Origin of the sequence: Neobacillus citreus (assembly GCF_018343545.2) — a bacterium.
Taxonomy (GTDB): domain Bacteria; phylum Bacillota; class Bacilli; order Bacillales; family Cytobacillaceae; genus Neobacillus; species Neobacillus citreus.
The window spans coordinates 32,891-50,665 of record NZ_JAGYPE020000014.1 but is presented as its reverse complement, the minus strand read 5'-3'; the positions used below and the strand labels follow the sequence as shown (position 1 = coordinate 50,665).

14 protein-coding genes are annotated in these 17,775 nt (G+C 41.9%); 1 reads left to right on the top strand and 13 read right to left on the bottom strand.

Annotated elements, in window-relative coordinates; translation table 11 throughout:
* Positions 1 to 52 precede the first annotated feature (52 nt).
* From KHB02_RS10360 to nagA, 4 genes are read right to left on the bottom strand one after another with little or no spacing between them, the layout of a single operon-like run.
* Positions 53 to 790, bottom strand: coding sequence for an SIS domain-containing protein (locus tag KHB02_RS10360; RefSeq protein WP_213141165.1), 738 nt, complete (start codon positions 788 to 790; stop codon positions 53 to 55).
* A 19-nt stretch (positions 791 to 809) separates the two neighbouring features.
* Positions 810 to 1,532 (bottom strand): GntR family transcriptional regulator, encoded by a 723-nt coding sequence (locus KHB02_RS10355; RefSeq protein ID WP_213141166.1) that lies wholly within the window; start codon positions 1,530 to 1,532, stop codon positions 810 to 812.
* Positions 1,533 to 1,591: 59 nt separating this feature from the next.
* Complete coding sequence (gene nagB / locus KHB02_RS10350) at positions 1,592 to 2,329, bottom strand: glucosamine-6-phosphate deaminase (protein ID WP_213141167.1); 738 nt, start codon at positions 2,327 to 2,329, stop codon at positions 1,592 to 1,594.
* On the bottom strand, positions 2,326 to 3,525 hold the full coding sequence (nagA, locus tag KHB02_RS10345) for an N-acetylglucosamine-6-phosphate deacetylase (RefSeq protein ID WP_213141168.1): 1,200 nt from the start codon (positions 3,523 to 3,525) through the stop codon (positions 2,326 to 2,328). The genes nagB and nagA overlap by 4 nt, the downstream gene beginning before the upstream one ends.
* A gap of 253 nt (positions 3,526 to 3,778) precedes the next feature.
* On the opposite strand from nagA, the gene nagE reads away from it, so the two are divergent.
* Complete coding sequence (gene nagE, locus KHB02_RS10340) at positions 3,779 to 5,671, top strand: N-acetylglucosamine-specific PTS transporter subunit IIBC (RefSeq protein WP_213141169.1); 1,893 nt, start codon at positions 3,779 to 3,781, stop codon at positions 5,669 to 5,671.
* A 615-nt stretch (positions 5,672 to 6,286) separates the two neighbouring features.
* On the opposite strand, the gene menC is transcribed toward nagE, so the two are convergent.
* The 9 genes from menC to queG all read right to left on the bottom strand — a co-directional run bounded on the left by menC (position 6,287) and on the right by queG (position 17,701).
* Positions 6,287 to 7,393: an o-succinylbenzoate synthase gene (menC, locus tag KHB02_RS10335; RefSeq protein WP_213141170.1), complete on the bottom strand. Its 1,107-nt coding sequence runs from the start codon at positions 7,391 to 7,393 to the stop codon at positions 6,287 to 6,289.
* A 95-nt stretch (positions 7,394 to 7,488) separates the two neighbouring features.
* Positions 7,489 to 8,973: an amino acid permease gene (locus KHB02_RS10330; RefSeq protein WP_213141171.1), complete on the bottom strand. Its 1,485-nt coding sequence runs from the start codon at positions 8,971 to 8,973 to the stop codon at positions 7,489 to 7,491.
* Between the two features lie 15 nt (positions 8,974 to 8,988).
* Complete coding sequence (locus tag KHB02_RS10325) at positions 8,989 to 10,122, bottom strand: amidohydrolase (protein WP_213141172.1); 1,134 nt, start codon at positions 10,120 to 10,122, stop codon at positions 8,989 to 8,991.
* Between the two features lie 33 nt (positions 10,123 to 10,155).
* Positions 10,156 to 11,004 (bottom strand): MurR/RpiR family transcriptional regulator, encoded by an 849-nt coding sequence (locus tag KHB02_RS10320; RefSeq protein ID WP_213141173.1) that lies wholly within the window; start codon positions 11,002 to 11,004, stop codon positions 10,156 to 10,158.
* Positions 11,005 to 11,193: 189 nt separating this feature from the next.
* Positions 11,194 to 12,363: a sporulation protein YhbH gene (gene yhbH, locus KHB02_RS10315; protein ID WP_213141174.1), complete on the bottom strand. Its 1,170-nt coding sequence runs from the start codon at positions 12,361 to 12,363 to the stop codon at positions 11,194 to 11,196.
* 259 nt (positions 12,364 to 12,622) lie between these two features.
* Positions 12,623 to 14,518: a PrkA family serine protein kinase gene (locus KHB02_RS10310; protein ID WP_213141175.1), complete on the bottom strand. Its 1,896-nt coding sequence runs from the start codon at positions 14,516 to 14,518 to the stop codon at positions 12,623 to 12,625.
* Between the two features lie 318 nt (positions 14,519 to 14,836).
* On the bottom strand, positions 14,837 to 15,310 hold the full coding sequence (gene trmL / locus KHB02_RS10305; protein WP_213141176.1) for a tRNA (uridine(34)/cytosine(34)/5-carboxymethylaminomethyluridine(34)-2'-O)-methyltransferase TrmL: 474 nt from the start codon (positions 15,308 to 15,310) through the stop codon (positions 14,837 to 14,839).
* 60 nt (positions 15,311 to 15,370) lie between these two features.
* A complete protein-coding gene (locus KHB02_RS10300) occupies positions 15,371 to 16,264 on the bottom strand; it encodes an amidase domain-containing protein (RefSeq protein ID WP_213141177.1) in 894 nt (297 codons plus the stop codon).
* 306 nt (positions 16,265 to 16,570) lie between these two features.
* Positions 16,571 to 17,701 carry a tRNA epoxyqueuosine(34) reductase QueG gene (queG, locus tag KHB02_RS10295; RefSeq protein ID WP_213141178.1) on the bottom strand — a complete coding sequence of 377 codons (1,131 nt, stop codon included), beginning with the start codon at positions 17,699 to 17,701 and terminating at the stop codon, positions 16,571 to 16,573.
* Between the last annotated feature and the right edge of the window lie 74 nt (positions 17,702 to 17,775).

Here is a 17,775-nt window from a genome sequence, read left to right as displayed (position 1 = left end):
AAAACACAAAAAAAGCCCGCGATTTCGCAAGCTTTTTGAGTAATGAAATGCTTTATTTATCCAGCATAGGAATTCTGTTTTTATATTTATTGATTAACTCACGATTATGTTCAGCCGCACCATCAGCATTGCCGCTTTTAAAGATAGGCGGAGTAAACTGATGTTCCACCATCATATTTACCGCCTCGACCATAATTCCATTGGCAATCGCTGTGCCCACAACAGTGGAACCCGACCCAAACGAGACTTCCAAATTTGGCAGCTCCATCATGGCATCCCCTAAAGGAATGTGGTTATCGATGACAAGGTCCGCAGCTTGAAATAGATACTGTCCGTCTTTATGTCGGGACGAAACAGTTTTTGGATAAGCAAGTGAAGTAATGGCAATGACAAAAGCCTTTTCTTTCTTGGCCCATTTTGCAACATCGATTGGGACCGGATTTCTTCCCGATGTAGAAACAACCATAACGACATCATTTGGCGCTATACTGATGTCCCCCATAAATGAATCGGCAAAATCATTTTGCTGTTCCAGTTGAGACGAACGTACCGCTCCTTTATGAAGCATAAGGTCTTCGATCAGGATAGGATTGATCGGAACCAATCCGCCAGCACGGTAAAAAAGCTCCTCCCCAATCATGTGAGAGTGGCCGCAGCCAAATACATGCACAATTCCATCATTTTCAATACACTTAGCAATCTCGTTTGCTGCCGCTTTTATGCTTTTTTCTTCCACCTCTTCAACGGTGGTCAATAGCTCTTTTAGTTTTTCAAAGTATTGATTGAACATAGCAAATTCTCCATCATTTTTATCTCTTCATCTGAATCATGAATTTGTACCGGTCTGCCCGATAAACTGATTTTACTAACTCAACAGGAGTCCCATCCTTTAAGTAAGTGTTTCGCTGTATGAGCATGACAGGTGCGCCTTTGCTGATTTTAAGCAATTTTGCTTCATTTTGATTCGCAATCGAAGACTCGATCATCTGGGAGGCGCTGTCGATTTTTAAATGTAACTGTCCTTCAATATAAGCATATAACGATTGATTGACAATTTGTTCTGTAAGTCCCTTAATAAGATTGGCTGAAATGTAGTTCGTTTCATACGCCATGGGAACACCATCTGCCAAACGAATCCTTTTGATTTCATATACTGGAGCAAACTCCGAAATGGAAAGCTGACTGGCAACTTGTTTCGATGCTGGAATAATTTCAAAATGAATTAACTGACTCCCCGGAATCATTCCTCGTGTCTTCATATCCTCGGTAAAACTGGTTAATCCTTGCAGGGGCTGCTCGATTTTCCGCTCCGCAACAAAGGTTCCCTTTCCTTGCAAGCGATATAAATAGCCTTCATTGACGAGCTGCGTAAAGGCCTGCCTCACCGTCATTCGGCTGATTTTATACTTTTCAGCGTATTCCCGTTCTGGAGGAAGGGCATCTCCCGGCAGTAGTTCCCCTTTTTCAATTAACTCTTTAATATGCTCTTCCAATTGATAATAAATAGGAATGGGGGAGTTCTTATTAATCATTTTGCCATTAACACCTTTCTCTCTTTACTCGGGACGTTTGGATGTCCTAATGCCTGCCTTTAACAAGGCAGCTTTAAACCCGCAACAGCCGCTTTATCTGCAATTATTGTAACATAAGGATGTTTTTTCAGAGCAGAGGCTGGAAAACTTTCTGTTAATTCCCCATTTAACAGCTTAAACATGGCATCATTCTTGGATTCTCCAGAAACTAAAAGTAAAATTTCCTTGCTTCTTAATATGGAAGCAATCCCCATAGTAATAGCTTTGGTTGGTACTTCCTCTATATTGTTAAAAAATCTGGCGTTAGCTTGAATGGTTGACGGCGCTAACTGAACAACATGCGTGTTGGAACGAAAGGAGGTTCCTGGTTCATTAAAGCCGATATGACCGTTTTGGCCAATTCCCAGCAGTTGCAAATCAATCCCGCCATGTTTTTCGATTAAATCGTCATAATAAAGACATTCAGCCTGCATATCTTTAACAATCCCTCGCGGAATAAAGGTTTTACTATCATGGATATTGATATGGTTGAACAATTGCTCATTCATGAAATAACGATAGCTGTTTTTATTGTCGCCGGAAAGCCCTATATATTCATCCAGATTAAACGTTGTAACGTGTTGGTAGGAAGTTCCGTTCTTCCGATGATCGGCAATTAAATTTTTGTACGTTCCAACAGGAGTACCGCCTGTAGCTAGACCAAGCTTTATTTTAGGATTATTTATAACTTTTTCGATGATATATTCTGCCGCTTTCAGACTCATTTCGTTATAATCTTTGACTTCAATAATTTTCATTTTGTTTCTGCCTCCTTTTTAAAAGCAACTGCTCCCCGGCAAAGAGTCATGAAGACTTCCATATTGTTATCAAGAATGACGATGTCCGCATCTTTTCCTGCCGCAATGCTGCCTTTCTTGTCATATATATTTAGCTGTTTTGCCGGATTCACGGAAGCCATTTGAACAGCCTCTTCAAGAGTACAGCCTGTAAATGATAGGACATTTTTTACTGCATGTCCCAATTTCAAAATACTGCCGGCCAGAGTGCCATCCGCAAGTGTAGCTTTGCCATCTTTCACGGTTACCTCTTGGCCGCCAAGGTCATAATGGCCATTTTTCAAGCATTTAGCCCGCATCGAGTCAGTAATTAAGATAATTCCTTCACTCTGTTTTTGTTTAAAGGCAAGTTTGACCATTTCCGGATGAACATGCACCCCATCAACAATCATCTCTGCCTTTAACTCTTCATGCAAAAAGGCAGCACCCACTATGCCGGGTTCACGATGATGAAGGCCTCTCATTTGATTGAATAAATGTGTTACATGATTGGCACCGGCTTTTACTGCTTCCCCTACCTCTTCAAAGGTGGCATCCGAATGTCCGATGGAAGCAATAATACCGTTTTCCCTTAAATAACGGACCATCTCTAAACCGCCTGGCCGCTCGGGAGCTAAGGTGACAAGTTTAATCATTCCATTGGATCGTTCTTGCCACTCTTTTAATAATGAGAGATTTGGATCTATGATGTATTGGGTAGGCTGTGCTCCTGCGCGGCTGGCATTGACAAACGGCCCTTCCAAATGGATCCCAAGAATTTCTGCCTGTCCTTTATCCGGTTGATTGGAAATATATTCACCAGCATTGATAACGGCTTTTTCAATTTGTTCTGGTTCCTGGGTCATGGTGGTGGCTAAAAAGCTTGTTGTTCCTTCACTAGGCAAAGACGACGCCATGTTGTCCAAGGCTTCTTTTGTTGCATCCATCGTATCGGCACCGTTCACTCCATGGATATGGACATCAATGAATCCCGGTACCGCCATATAATTAGAAGGAACCTCAATTATTTCAAAGTTTTCTTCATTGGAAAGATCCTCTAATCTCCCAACTTCGATGATGTGGTTATTTTCAATTTTTATATATCCTTTTTCAATAATGCGATCTTCTGTATAGATTTTTATATCTTTAATTAAGATAAGATTATCTATTGGGTTCATTTTCATTACTTCCTTTCAGATTCTCACTTAATATTAGCATTACTTTTTTCTAGTTGTCTATACCAATTTTTAATCAGAAAATACATCAGAACGTTTCCAACCTTTATAAACATTGATTTATCAATTATTTGAATAATTTTAAAAAATAACATTTTTAAATTGGTATAGACATCTATAATCAACCGGTGGTATATTTGTACACGAAAAGCGCTTTCAGCTAAGATTATCTTTTGATAAAAGGAGAGAAAACATCATGTTAGGCTTTTTACAACGAATTGGTAAAGCACTCATGCTCCCTATCGCCGTATTGCCGGCTGCGGGATTGCTGCTCCGTTTTGGGCAGCCGGATTTATTGGATATACCGTTTATTGCCAATGCGGGGAATGCTATTTTTGCTAACCTTGCTTTGATATTTGCGATTGGGGTCGCAATGGGATTTGCTAAAGATAATAACGGCGCCGCAGCATTGGCTGGTGCCATTGGGTATTTAGTTTTAACAGAAGGAACAAAAGCAATCGATAAAAACATCAATATGGGTGTCCTTGGAGGGATTCTCACAGGGATTATCGCGGGACTGCTTTACAATCGCTACCGTGATGTGAAGCTTCCTGAGTGGTTAGGATTCTTTAGCGGCAGACGTTTTGTTCCGATTATTACATCCGTAGCGATGGTCATTTTAGCGGGAATTGCTGGGTTTGTTTGGCCGCCGATCCAAGATGCGATTAATGGCGTTGGCAACTGGATTATTGGCTTAGGCGCTGTTGGTTCCGGTATTTTCGGATTCTTAAACCGCTTGCTTATTCCTTTAGGTTTGCACCATGTATTAAATAGCTTATTCTGGTTCCAGTTTGGCGAGTTTCAAGGCAAGGCCGGGGATATTGCCCGCTTCTTCGCAGGCGATCCAACAGCTGGAGGATACATGACCGGATTCTTCCCAATTATGATGTTTGGACTTCCGGCAGCAGCATTTGCCATTATTGCTGCGGCTAAACCGGAAAAGCGAAAAGCAACTTCAGGGATGTTTATCGGCCTGGCGTTAACGTCATTCTTAACTGGTATTACCGAACCAATAGAATTTTCTTTCATGTTTATCGCACCACTGCTATACGGAATTCACGCTGTCTTAACAGGGTTGTCCATGTGGATTACTTCCCTTTTAGGAATTAGGGATGGATTTACTTTTTCAGCAGGTGCGATCGACTATTTGTTAAATTTCAATATCGCTGAAAAACCTATCTTGTTATTAGTTGTCGGCCTTGTTTATGCTGTTATTTATTTCGCCATTTTCTATTTCTTAATTAAGGCACTTGATATTAAAACACCAGGACGTGAGGACGAAGCTGTGGAAGAAATTTCAGAAGCCCCAGCTGTCACAACTGCTCGCGGCGACAAATATGAAACAATGGCCTACCATTTCATCAATGATATCGGCGGCCGAGAAAACATTACAACGATTGATAACTGTACAACCCGCCTCCGCTTAAATGTGAAGGATATGGATAAAGTTAACGATTCTGCCTTGAAAGTGCATGGAGCTAAAGGGATCATGAAATTGAATAAAACGAACCTTCAGGTTGTTGTCGGCACTGAGGTTGAATTTGTGGCTGATGCCATGAAGAAAATGGATATGAATGTGGTAAATATCGATAAAAACGTTGGAGATAACACACCTGTAGTTTCAAACGGTCTCCAGCCGCTGACTGATAAAGACTTTGTGATGCCTATTGAAGGGGAAATCATCCCGCTATCCGAGGTTCCTGATCAGGTATTCTCGCAAAAAATGATGGGTGACGGCTTTGGCATTGTGCCTGCCAACGGGGTTGTTGTTTCACCTGTAGACGGGAAAATAATGAATGTGTTTCCAACGAAACATGCGATTGGCATCAAATCGAAGCAAGGTTATGAAATTTTAATCCATATCGGTTTGGATACCGTTAATTTAAAAGGTGAAGGATTTAACGTACTTGTTCACGAGGGCCAGCAAGTAGTAAATGGTCAAGAAATTCTGAAGTTTGATTTGGATTTTGTTAAGAAATCCGTACCATCTGTTGTAACACCAGTTATCTTCACAAATTTAACAAAATTAAATGTGAAGAAGCTTGGAAAAGCGGAACAAGGTAAGAACGGAATCTTATCAATTGAATAGAAATAAAAGGCTGTCGAAAAACTTTCGATGGCCTTTTATTTTTGGCTTTTCAATATATTGATTTCTCGATTCTTTTTAAAAAATTCGGATGATGGCGGCCCATCTTATCCCCTCATTCTTTTAAGCCCCTCATGAGGACATGAAGGACATAATCGAAGCAATCTTAGAGGGAAATGTCCTCGCATTACCATTTATTTGGATATACTTTCCGATTTGGTGTGGTTACTTTCCAAATGGGGAGAAATACTTGCCAGATATTCATGATTTTATTTACACTTTTTAGCCATATACTTACCGGAATACCTGATTTACTTTCCAAACTTATTTTTCAGGGGGAATTCACCCCAAAAAGCCAGGCGGCGAGCCTGGACAGGTAACATATGAGATCTAAAAAATACCTTTTTAAAATTTACTCGCTTGATTGGAGGATTTACTGGTCAAAAACTAGGATTTACTCGTCAACTTTTGACTTTTACTCGCCTGATTTCAAAATTTACTCGCCCAAATCAAGATTTTACTCGCCAAACCCTAACTCCTTTAGGTTAGACAAAATAAAAAATTGCCGAGAAAAATCTCGACAATCTGAGTCGCCAGGCCCAAACCTGTCGATTTCTATCAGCGATATGTCTTGCTATATAAAGTATATTTTTTAACTTTATCCATGCTAACTTCATATCCCATTCCAGGTGTAGTTGGAACGGTGATCGTTCCATTTTCAGCAATGACCTCCGGCTCAATGATATCTTCTGCCCAGTAAAGGGACGAACCGGCTGTATCCCCAGGAAGGGTAAATCCAGGCATGGCGGTCATGGCGATATTGTGGGCCCTGCCGACACCTGCCTCGAGCATACCGCCGCACCAAAGCTGGACATTGCGCTCCAGGCAGTAGTCATGGATTTTCTTAGCCTCCGTTAAACCGCCGACACGGCCGACCTTTACATTAATAATTTTACAGCTTCCCAATTTCAAAGCCTTCTTTGTATCCTCAAGCGAATGAATGCTTTCATCAAGGCAAATTGGCGTTTTTAAGTTAGCCTGCAATTCAGCATGGTCAATAATATCATTGTACGCCAAAGGCTGCTCAATCATCATAAGATTATAGTCATCCAGAGCTTTTAGTAAATTCATATCCGCTAATGTGTAAGCGGAATTCGCGTCCGCCATGAGCGGGATCTCCGGGAAAACTTTACGAACCTTATCAATTAATTCAACATCCCAGCCCGGCTTAATTTTTAACTTAAAGCGTTTATAGCCTTCCGCACGGCGCTGTTCAATGACATCCAATGTTGCCTCAATGGAATCCTTGATGCCGATACTCACGCCCACATCGATTGTTTTTTTCGTTCCTCCGAGCACACTTGCCAGCGATGCATTTTGCTCTCTAGCGTATAAATCCCAAACAGCCATATCCAGGCATGCCTTCGCCATATAGTTGCCGCGAATATGAGCAAATTTCTCAGCAAGTTCATCTGGATGGTGAATTTCACTATTTAATAAAATCGGAATCAGAAAATCCTCCAGCATGTGCCAGTTGGTTTTGACTGTTTCTTCATTATAATAAGGAGTCGGCATAGCCACATTCTCAGCCCAGCCAACAAGCCCATCCTCATTCATGATCTCAACAAGGATAAAATCTTTATCATACTCTGCCCCGAAACTTGTTACAAATGGGTAAAGCAGATCCATCTTTAAATAACGCAAGATTACTTGTTTTATTTTCACCTAGTGCCCCTCCTCCATTGATATGTATATCCTTCATTATTTCATAATTTTTCAAAAAACCAAACCGCCGGATTCCGGCGGTTTGGCAGGCAAATTTATTCGTGGCTGAAATCACACTCTTGAAGTGGAACCATTTTCGATTTCTTCGTGATTTTATAACTTAAATAACCCAGGATAAATAATGGCAATCCAATGTAGGAAACAGCAATTCCATACCAGTCAATCTTGTCGCCAATAAAGGCTCCATAGTTGGTGCCGAGCATCGCGACTAAACATAATGCTGTAGCCAAAATTGGACCTAATGGGAACCATTTGGCGACATAAGGCAAGTCTTTCATAGCTCTGCCTTGGGCTTTATAAGCTTTTCTAAACCGGTAGTGAGTTATGGAAATAGCTAACCATGAAAGATATCCTGCCAAACCTGCAGCATTTAATAACCAATTATAAACCGTTCCGTCGCCAAACAGGGACGTAAGGAAGCATAACATTCCGACTAACGTAGTTAAATAAATGGCGTTAACCGGTACGCCGCCTTTGCTCACTTTTTTCAAAAATTTTGGTGCTTTGCCTTCCTCAGCAAGCGTCCAAAGGACACGAGAGCCTACATATAAAGAGGAATTCCCTGCCGATAAAACTGAAGTTAGAATAACAGCATTCATAGCCGCAGCGGCAAATGCAAATCCTGCGTGTTTAAACACAAGTGTAAACGGACTGACTGCAATATTTTCCAAATCGCCGCCTAATAAATTTGGATCTTTGTAACTGATTAATGCACCAATAACAAAAATCGCGAGAACATAGAACAAAAGAATCCGCCAAAAGATTTGTTTGATGGAACGCGGCATATCCCTTTCAGGATTTTCACTTTCACCCGCAGCAACACCGACCATTTCCGTTCCTTGGAAGGCAAATCCGACTACCATGAAAACACTGAAGATGGCAAACAGGCCGCCTTTAAATGGTGCTTCCCCTTTTGTGAAGTTTTCAAATCCGCCAGTATGACCGCTCATGATTCCAAAAATCATTAATAAACCAATGGCGATGAAAACAATAATCGTGACAACCTTGATTAGTGAAAACCAGAATTCTGCTTCTCCATATCCTTTAACAGATAAAATATTTAAGGCAAAAATAATAGCTAGAAAACTTGCACTCCATACGATTCCCGGTGTATTAGGAAACCAGTATTTCATGATTAATGCAGACGCAGATAATTCCAAGGCCAGAATGATTGCGTTATTGTACCAATAGTTCCAGCCGACCGCAAAGCCAAGAGCAGGGTCCACAAACCTTGCTGAATAGGTCGAAAACGATCCGGAAATCGGAATAAGGGCTGCCATTTCAGCCAAGCTGGTCATTAGAAAATAAACCATAATTCCCGCGATCATATAGGCTGCAAGCGCACCGCCAGGACCGGCATCATGTATGGTTGCACCACTTGCCAGGAACAGACCAGTACCAATCGTACCGCCGATGGCGATCATCGTTAAATGTCTGGTTTTGAGCTTACGTTCTAAATGTTCTTTTCCTTGGGGGGAAGCTTGAACAACAGCATCTACTTTACGAGCAGTATTTTGCATAAAACACCTCTTTTTTTAGTATTCTTCTAAAGCAAGCATTATGGTTCTTGTTAAGATTTTCGCGCCATAATGCAGTGCATCTAATTGAAAAGTCATCTTTGGATGATGCAGGCCGGGAGCAAGGCCACAGCCCAATCCAATCATTGTAGCAGGAAGCCCTGGATTTTTCACTGTGTAAAAATGGAAGTCCTCACCCCCTTGAGAAACACAGACAGGCACCACCTGATGTTCCCCAAGAATATCTTTGATAGCGTTTTCAGCAAATTTCATAGCTTGTTCATTCTTAACAGCTGCAGGAACATACTCTTCCATCTTCCACTGAACAAAAGCACCTGTTTCCTCCATTACTTGCTCCATGATTTCATGAGTCCGTTGTGTTAGGATATCCATAACCTCATTGGACTGGGCTCTGGCATCAATGGTAAAGCCCGCCGTTTCCGGAATAACATTAGATGATTCGTTATCAGTGGACAGCTGGGTCATTTTGATGGAATAAGGCAGCTTTGTTTCAATCTTAATCCCCTTAAGCTTCTGTACAATCAGCGCCGCCGCTTCAATGACATTGATCCCGTCTTGCGGACGTGCCGCATGGGCTTGTCTGCCTTTAATCGTCCCTTTCACTGTCCCCGCAGAACCGTGGATAATCACAGGTGATGCATGCGAATAAGGAACCTCAAATTGCGGGCGCAGGTGAACGCCAAACAACAATTTAACCTGTTCTAGTGCACCGTCCTCCATCATCTGAAGGGCACCTTCGCCTTTTTCTTCAGCAGGCTGAAAAATAAATCTTAGCGTATGCTTCGGTTTCATGCCACTCGCAGCTAGAGCCAAGGCCGAATAAAGAGCCATCGTACTGTGGGCATCATGTCCGCATGAATGATTGGCCTTTACCACACCATCCACTTCCTGCAGAAGCGCGTCCAGGTCTGCTCTTAAAGCGATTATCTCGTCCGATTGTCCGGGAATCTCGGCGACAATTCCGTAATGGGTGGGAAACGTCTTGACGAGAAGGCCTGCATTTTTCAGGCGGTTCACTAAATATTGTGATGTTTTTTTCTCTTCCCAGCTCGGCTCCGCCACTATATGTAAATCGTGATAGGTTTGAACTAGTAATTCTTTGTTCTGCTCAATATAATCAATTGGATTCATGATCAACATCTCATTTCTGTTTCTGCTCGTGAATTATTCACTAAAAACATTAAAATTTGAATACATTTCTTCTAATTTTTGCTGATGGGCCCGAATCCGCTCCTGGTCTTTTTCATGAATGCCTTCAATAATTAAATCAACTAAGCTAATGACCGATGCAATCGAATTGCTTCCCGTCTGGACATTTTCTTCAGTGGTCAAGACAATATCGGAAATTCTCCCAACTGGGGAAAGCATCCGGTCTGTCACCGTAATTAAGCATATTCCATTTTCCGCCACATACTCAGCCAGCTTTATGGTTTGAGTGGAATACCTTGAGAAGGAAAATACGACAACAACAGAATCTTTGGTCAGATTAGATAATTTCTCGATAAAATCCCCTGTTGGGGAGCATAAGTTTACATGGTCTCTAATTGAACCAAGCATATAGGAAAACCAATAGGCCGCAGCATGGGAAAGCATATGTCCGGCGATTAACACTTGATCTGCCTTTATAAGCGCATCAACCGCTTTCCAAATCTCCTGGACATTTCTTCTATTAATCAATTGTTTTAAAATCTGAATCTCGTTTAAGATGACTCTCTTAAAAGGGTCGCTAGAGCCAATCGGCATAATGGTCTGCTCGCCAATGGCAGCTTGATTTTCGCGGAGCAGCTCTTCTTGAATGACAGCCTGCATCTCACTAAAGCTTTCAAAGCCCAATGCATACGAAAGGCGAATCACTGTGGTTTCACTCACTGCTGCTTGACGGCCGATTTGAAAGGCCGTTTTAAAGGCAGCTTGGTTAAGATGTTCAATCAGGTAGTTAGCCACTTTTTTTTGACCTGTCGACAAATCAGGGAATTTTTCTTTAAGCCTTTGTTGAAATGATTGTGAGTCCATTCCATCACCTCACTGGGGAATGAAGGTAATCCTTCATTTATATTATTTGTTGCAGGAAATACTTTATTTAAGATTACACTATCACAAATTCGTCAAAATTCAAAGAAAAATTTCAATTGTTTAGATAATTCAAAAACCCACAACATCTCATTGCACGAAAAAAGGCAGGTGTCTGGCACCTGCCTTTTGTTATGCAAATACTTCATTCTCCTCTTTTTGGAAGAAACTTTTCATCGCGTGGAATACGTCTGCTTTCTGCTTGAGGATATAGTGGCGGAAATGCTCATCTTTGATGTTTTTGTAGGCGGACATTAGAGTAGAGTGACGGTTGTATTGATTAACTTCTCCATAGCCAAACATATTGGATACTTTCATTAATTCCTCCACCAGCTTTACGCAGCGCGCATTATCTGATGTGAGATTATCTCCGTCTGAAAAGTGGAATGGATAAATATTATATTTCCGTGGATTGTATTTCGTTTCAATAATCTCAAGAGCTTTCCTGTATGCAGAGGAGCAGATTGTACCGCCGCTTTCCCCTTTTGAGAAAAAGTCTTCCTCAGATACTACCTTCGCCTCGGTATGGTGGGCAATAAATTCAATTTCAACCGTTTCATATTTTGTCCGTAAGAAACGGGTCATCCAGAAGAAGAAACTTCGTGCCATATACTTTTCCCATATTCCCATCGAACCGCTTGTATCCATCATCGCTAGCACCACAGCCTTAGAATCCGGCTTCACCACTTCATTCCAAGTTTTAAATTTCAGATCTTCCTTGTAAATAGGATGGAATGCCGGTTTCCCGCTCATCGCATTTCTCTTAAAAGCAGTCATCATCGTCCGCTTTTTATCGATATTGCCCATCAGCCCTGTTTTTCGGATATCGTTGAATTCAATGTTTTCAACGAGATTTTCCTGGTCTTCTTTTTTCTTTAAATTTGGCAGCTCCAATTGCTTGAAAAGGGCTTCTTCAAGCTCCATTAGAGAAACCTCCGCCTCGAAATAGTCCTCTCCCGCTTGGTCCCCGGCGCCCTGCCCTTTGCCTGGACCTTTTTGGCCGCTGTTTGATCCGTCACGCGCTACAACATCCCCTACTTGACTCTCACCGTCACCTTGGCCCACGTGTTTGTTTTTATCATAATTATATCGAATTTTATATTCGTCCAAAGAACGTATCGGAATTTTTACCACATCTCGACCGTTAGACATGATAATACTCTCTTCTGTAATTAGATCTGGTAAATTATTGCGAATAGCCTCTTGGACTTTTTCTTGATGGCGCTGCTGGTCATCGTGGCCTTTACGGTGGAGGGACCAATCTTCTTTCGAAATCACAAATTGATGGTTATTGACTGACATTGAAAACCCCTCCTTAATGAAATCTTTCAAATAATCACACATTTTTATCAAAAAACATACAATAACGCGAATGGAAAAATGAAGTGAAGTATGGATTACTTTATCCTATGCAGAAAAGGAGAATAATTTACAAATTATTTTGACAATTGGTTCATTCGCCTATGAAAATGGACGAGCCCCTAGGCGCTGTAGCTGGACAATTTTCAAAATTAAGTGAAAAAAACAGACTGGCAGAATAACATCCACCAGTCTTTTACCCCTACCTATTTAACAAACTGCCGACATACCGTAATAGTTCATTTGCGGATGTTGAATTGTAGCCATGCTCATCAATTAAGCGGGCAACAACCTCGTTAATTTTCTTCAACTGCTGCTCATCCGGCGTTTTGGTTGAAGTCGTAATCTTCACGACATCCTTCAGGTCGGCAAACAGCTTCTTCTGGATCGCTTCACGGAGACGGTCATGGGAATTATAATCGAACCGTTTCCCCTTCCTTGCAAAAGCAGAAATACGAATTAAGATTTCCTCACGGAAGGCCTTCTTTGCATTCTCCGAAATGCCAATTTGTTCTTCAATCGAACGCATCAGCTTTTCATCCGGATTGATTTCTTCCCCGGTTAATGGATCGCGCAGCTTGGCTTTGTTGCAATAAGCCTCGACGTTGTCGAGATAATTATCCATCAGCGTTTTCGCAGACTCTTCATAAGAATAAACGAATGCTTTTTGAACTTCCTTCTTCGCAATATTATCATACTCTTTACGTGCTAAAGAGATATAATTCATATAGCGCTCGCGCAGTTCTGCGGTAATCGACGGATGCTGATCCAGACCATCCTTCAATGACCTTAACACATCCAAGGCATTTATTGACGGCACTTCTTTTCTTATAATGGTGGAGGAAATTCGGTTGATGACGTAACGTGGGTCAATTCCGCTCATTCCTTCATCCGGATATTCCTTCTTAAGTTCATCCACATCGGCGGAATTAAAGCCTTCGACACTTTGGCCGTCGTAAAGGCGCATTTTCTTAATGAGATCAATATCGCCTTTTTTCGGTTCCTTTAGTCGGGTAAGAATCGTAAACATGGATGCTACCTTTAACGTATGCGGTGCAATATGAACATCGGAAACATCACTTTCGCGGATCATTTTTTCATAAATACGCTCTTCCTGGGAAGCCTTTAAGTTATACGGAATTGGCATGACGATAATCCGTGAATGCAAGGCCTCGTTTTTCTTGTTGGAGATGAAGGAGCGGTATTCGGTTTCGTTGGTATGGGCGACAATAAGCTCATCGGCACTGATGAGCGCAAATCTTCCCGCTTTGAAATTCCCCTCCTGGGTTAACGATAATAAATGCCAGAGGAATTTCTCATCACATTTCAGCATTTCCTGGAATTCCATCATCCCGCGGTTAGCCTTATTTAATTCCCCGTCAAAACGGTAAGCACGCGGGTCAGACTCTGAACCAAATTCAGCGATTGTTGAAAAATCGATGCTTCCTGTTAAGTCGGCAATATCCTGAGACTTTGGATCAGATGGACTGAAGGTTCCAATCCCGGTTCGCTTATCTTCGGAGAAAAAGATTCTTTCTACCTGAACATCTTCAATCCGGCCGCCGTACTCCTGCTCCAAACGCATCATATTGAGCGGCGATAGATTTCCTTCAATCCTGATTCCATATTCATCAAAGAAATCCTGACGTAGATGATGAGGAATCAAATGGAGCGGATCCTCATGCATCGGGCAGCCTTTAATGGCAAATACCGAACCGCGATCGCTATGGGAGTATTTTTCTAATCCTCTTTTTAACATCGTTACAAGAGTAGATTTTCCTCCACTTACCGGTCCCATTAACAGTAAGATCCGTTTCCTGACATCGAGCCTTTTGGCAGCTGGATGGAAGTATTCCTCCACCAATCGCTCTAAGGCTTCTTCCAAACCGAATAACTCATTGCTAAAGAAATTATATTTCTTCGCCCCGTTTACTTCTTCAATTCCGGCATCCTTAATCATATTATAAACTCGAGAATGCGCAGACTGTGCAACCCATGGCTTTTCCTTTAACATTTCCAAATAATCAGCAAACGTTCCTTCCCAGCGCAGTTTCTCTTCTTCTTCTCGGTACCTCTCGATTTTTTTTAAAATGTCCATAAGGCCCTCCCCCTGTAGTTGATCAGAGACGATTAATATACTCTATGCACCTTAACAATCGAACATGCGTAACCAAGACGTATTACTCTTTTCTTTTTCTTTTTTTTCATAAACTTGCCCTTTTCATTTTTAGAAGTTAGGCTATAATAATTATATGTGTATAAAATGAAAACTTGATTAAAGAAGGGGGATATACATAATGGGTACTTTTCTAATCATTTTAGTCATGATCGCATTTTTGTCGGCAATCTTTACTTCGGGATTCAACGACAAACCAGGTTCGAATAAATAAAAAAAGACTGCTCCGGCAGTCTTTTTTTATTTAAGGTTTGGATAAATTTGCTGGCGCAGTGCTTCATAAATGAGGATGGCTGCGGTATTAGACAGATTTAATGAACGAACCTTGTCATTCATCGGAATCCTTAAGGTTGCATCCTTATTTTTTTCAATGACCTCTTTTGGAAGACCGGTTGTTTCGCGGCCAAAAATAAAATAATAATCTTTAGTGGTGTCGCTGTAGTCAAAGGCTGTATGCGGCTTCATTCCGAATTCCGTTACATAATAAAATTCGCCGCCGGCATTTTTTTCATAAAATTCATCTAAAGAATTGTAGTAAACCATGTTAACAAATTCCCAATAGTCTAGCCCCGCTCTTTTCAGCATTTTGTCTTCTAAAGAAAAACCTAATGGCCCGATTAAGTGTAAGTTAGTATTGGTGGCAGCACAGCTACGTGCAATATTCCCGGTGTTGGATGGGTTTTCTGGCTGGTATAAGACAACGTGCACTGACATGAATTTCACCTCTTAAAAAAACTCTAAAAGGTATTATACCACTTTTTCAAGAATTAGACCTTAGCCGTCAATGATGGCATAAAACTTATACTTAATATTTGGCGTATAGGCGGAGGAATCTTCATATGCCCAGTACCGCATCCGGCTGTTGTACGTGTGAGCATTCACAAGCGGCATCCCGTCCGCATCCTTCCCGGTGACGATGGTATTGTGATTAAACCGGCCGTCCCCTTCAAAATCATAGCAAATGATATCCCCGTATGTTAATTGGTCGGGGCTTGATACCTCTTTTGCTCTTAACCCAAGCTTGGATTGCGCGAAATACATTTTGAGCGAGTGGGCCACTGCCCAGCTGTAGCTCCAATTATGGCTTCGCAGCCACCAGCCTGTGCCGCGGTTTGGATAGCCCCGCATTGGCGCTTCCCCGGCATGTAGGCATTGCGAGATAAAGTTGGTACAGTCGTTTTCAAATTTTTTATAGGAGGGATTGTAGCTGTTCCACCAGCGCTCCGCGTATTGGACAGCCTGGAGTCGGTTGTATTGGTAGCTGATTCGTTCTTCATTGGGTTCAGGGGGCTCGGCTTCGGATGGGGGCGGGTTTTCGTGTTGGTACTCCTGGTATAATGGCGGGTGGATTTCTTCATCCATAATTAAGGCCCCGTGATAAAACTTTGCCATTCTTTCTTCGGTCTCTTCCTCTAGATATAGACTTCCATTTTGTTTGATTAAATATTGATAATGGGCAAGGTATTTCACCTGCTGGAAATCGTCTTCATCGGCGGTGGTAAGAATTTTTCCGGACGCTTTCACCTTGACGATTTCCGCTGACCTTTTCGAAATAGTTTCCCGTTTCTGCTCGGCTTTTGAAAAAAAGTCTTTGGCATTTCGTTGGTTCGGATTGGCAACGAATTGCTGAACCCTAAACTCAAAAAGCTGCTGAAGGGCATCACGCATTTGGCTGTTCATCTCCTTTCACTTTCATACATATGAAAGGAAGCGGGATTTAACATCAAAAAGAGCGAAACCGGTATTTGGTCCCGCTCTTTTTAATGTTACTGTTTTGGTACATATTGTTGTTTTTGCTCCTCTGCGACTAGCCGCATACTTTTTTCGATAGTTGGGGCTCATAGAAAGGCTATATGCGACCGAACCGCTGATTTGTTCATGCGTTCGGTCGCATACAGCGAGGCAATAAGTTATTCCTTCTTACTTGGAGCAGTTTTTATATTCGGGAAGCAACAATCTTTTAGAAAAGAGCCTTTATTTTAAAATATTCAACCCTTTTTCAATCTCACACCGCACTTCGATATCTGCTTCCTGATCCAACGCTTTTACTAATGCTGCCTCTGCAGCGTCCCCGCCAATTTTACCAAGCGCCCAGGCCGCAGTCCCTCTTGCAACGGAACTCGCCTCGTTTTTTAGAACCTCAATTAGGTTGGCAACTGCGGTCTCATCCTTAAAATGGGCCAGCGCAATCATGGCATTCCGTTGAATCGGCTTCTTCCCTCTCCAGGATCCTGCCAGATAGCCAAAGCGATTTTTAAATTCGCGATTGCTTAATTTTAAAATTGGCTTCAACAAAGGTTTAACCGCCTCTGGGTCCGGCTCCATTTCAACATGAAAATGAAAGTTCTTACCTTTGTTATGCGGGCACGCGGTCTGACAGGAATCGCAACCGTAAATACGATTGCCGATTTTGTCGCGGAACTCATCAGGAATAAATCCCTTCGTCTGCGTTAAAAAAGAAACACAACGCTGCGCGTTAATCTGTCCGCCTTGAATCAATGCTCCCGTCGGACATGCTTCCAAACACTTCGTGCAGGAACCGCATTGATCTTCGACAAGAGAATCCGGTTCAAATGGAATACTCGTAATCATTTCGCCTAAATAAACATACGAGCCGAACTCTGGGGTAATAATGGCACAGTTTTTTCCGCTCCAGCCAATTCCCGCCCGCTCGGCGACAGCACGGTCGGAGAGCTCGCCTGTATCGACCATCAATTTCAGCTGCGCTTCCGGTAGCTTCATTAAAATAAACTCCTCAAGCTTCTGAAGTCGGTCTTTAATAATATGATGATAATCTTGACCCCACGAAGCGCGGGCATAAATCCCTCGCCGTTCTCCCTTTTTACTCTCCACACGGTTTGTCATTTTTGAAGGGTATGCTAACGCGATTGAAATAATCGACTGAGCACCATCCATAATTAATGCAGGAGTGGTCCGTTTTTCAATATCCGGCTCTTCAAAGCCTGATTGATAGCCCAGTTCCTGCTGGCGGATTAATCGGTTTTTCAATTCCGTGAATGGGTCAGCAGTAGTAAATCCAATTTTATCGATACCGATTTCTTTGCTGTAAGCTATGACTTCTTGCTTAAATTTTCGAACGTCCATTGGTTTAACCTCCCTTCACACGTTTTGATCTATAAAAAAGTTGTTTAATTATTATCAGCCATCTATCTATGATA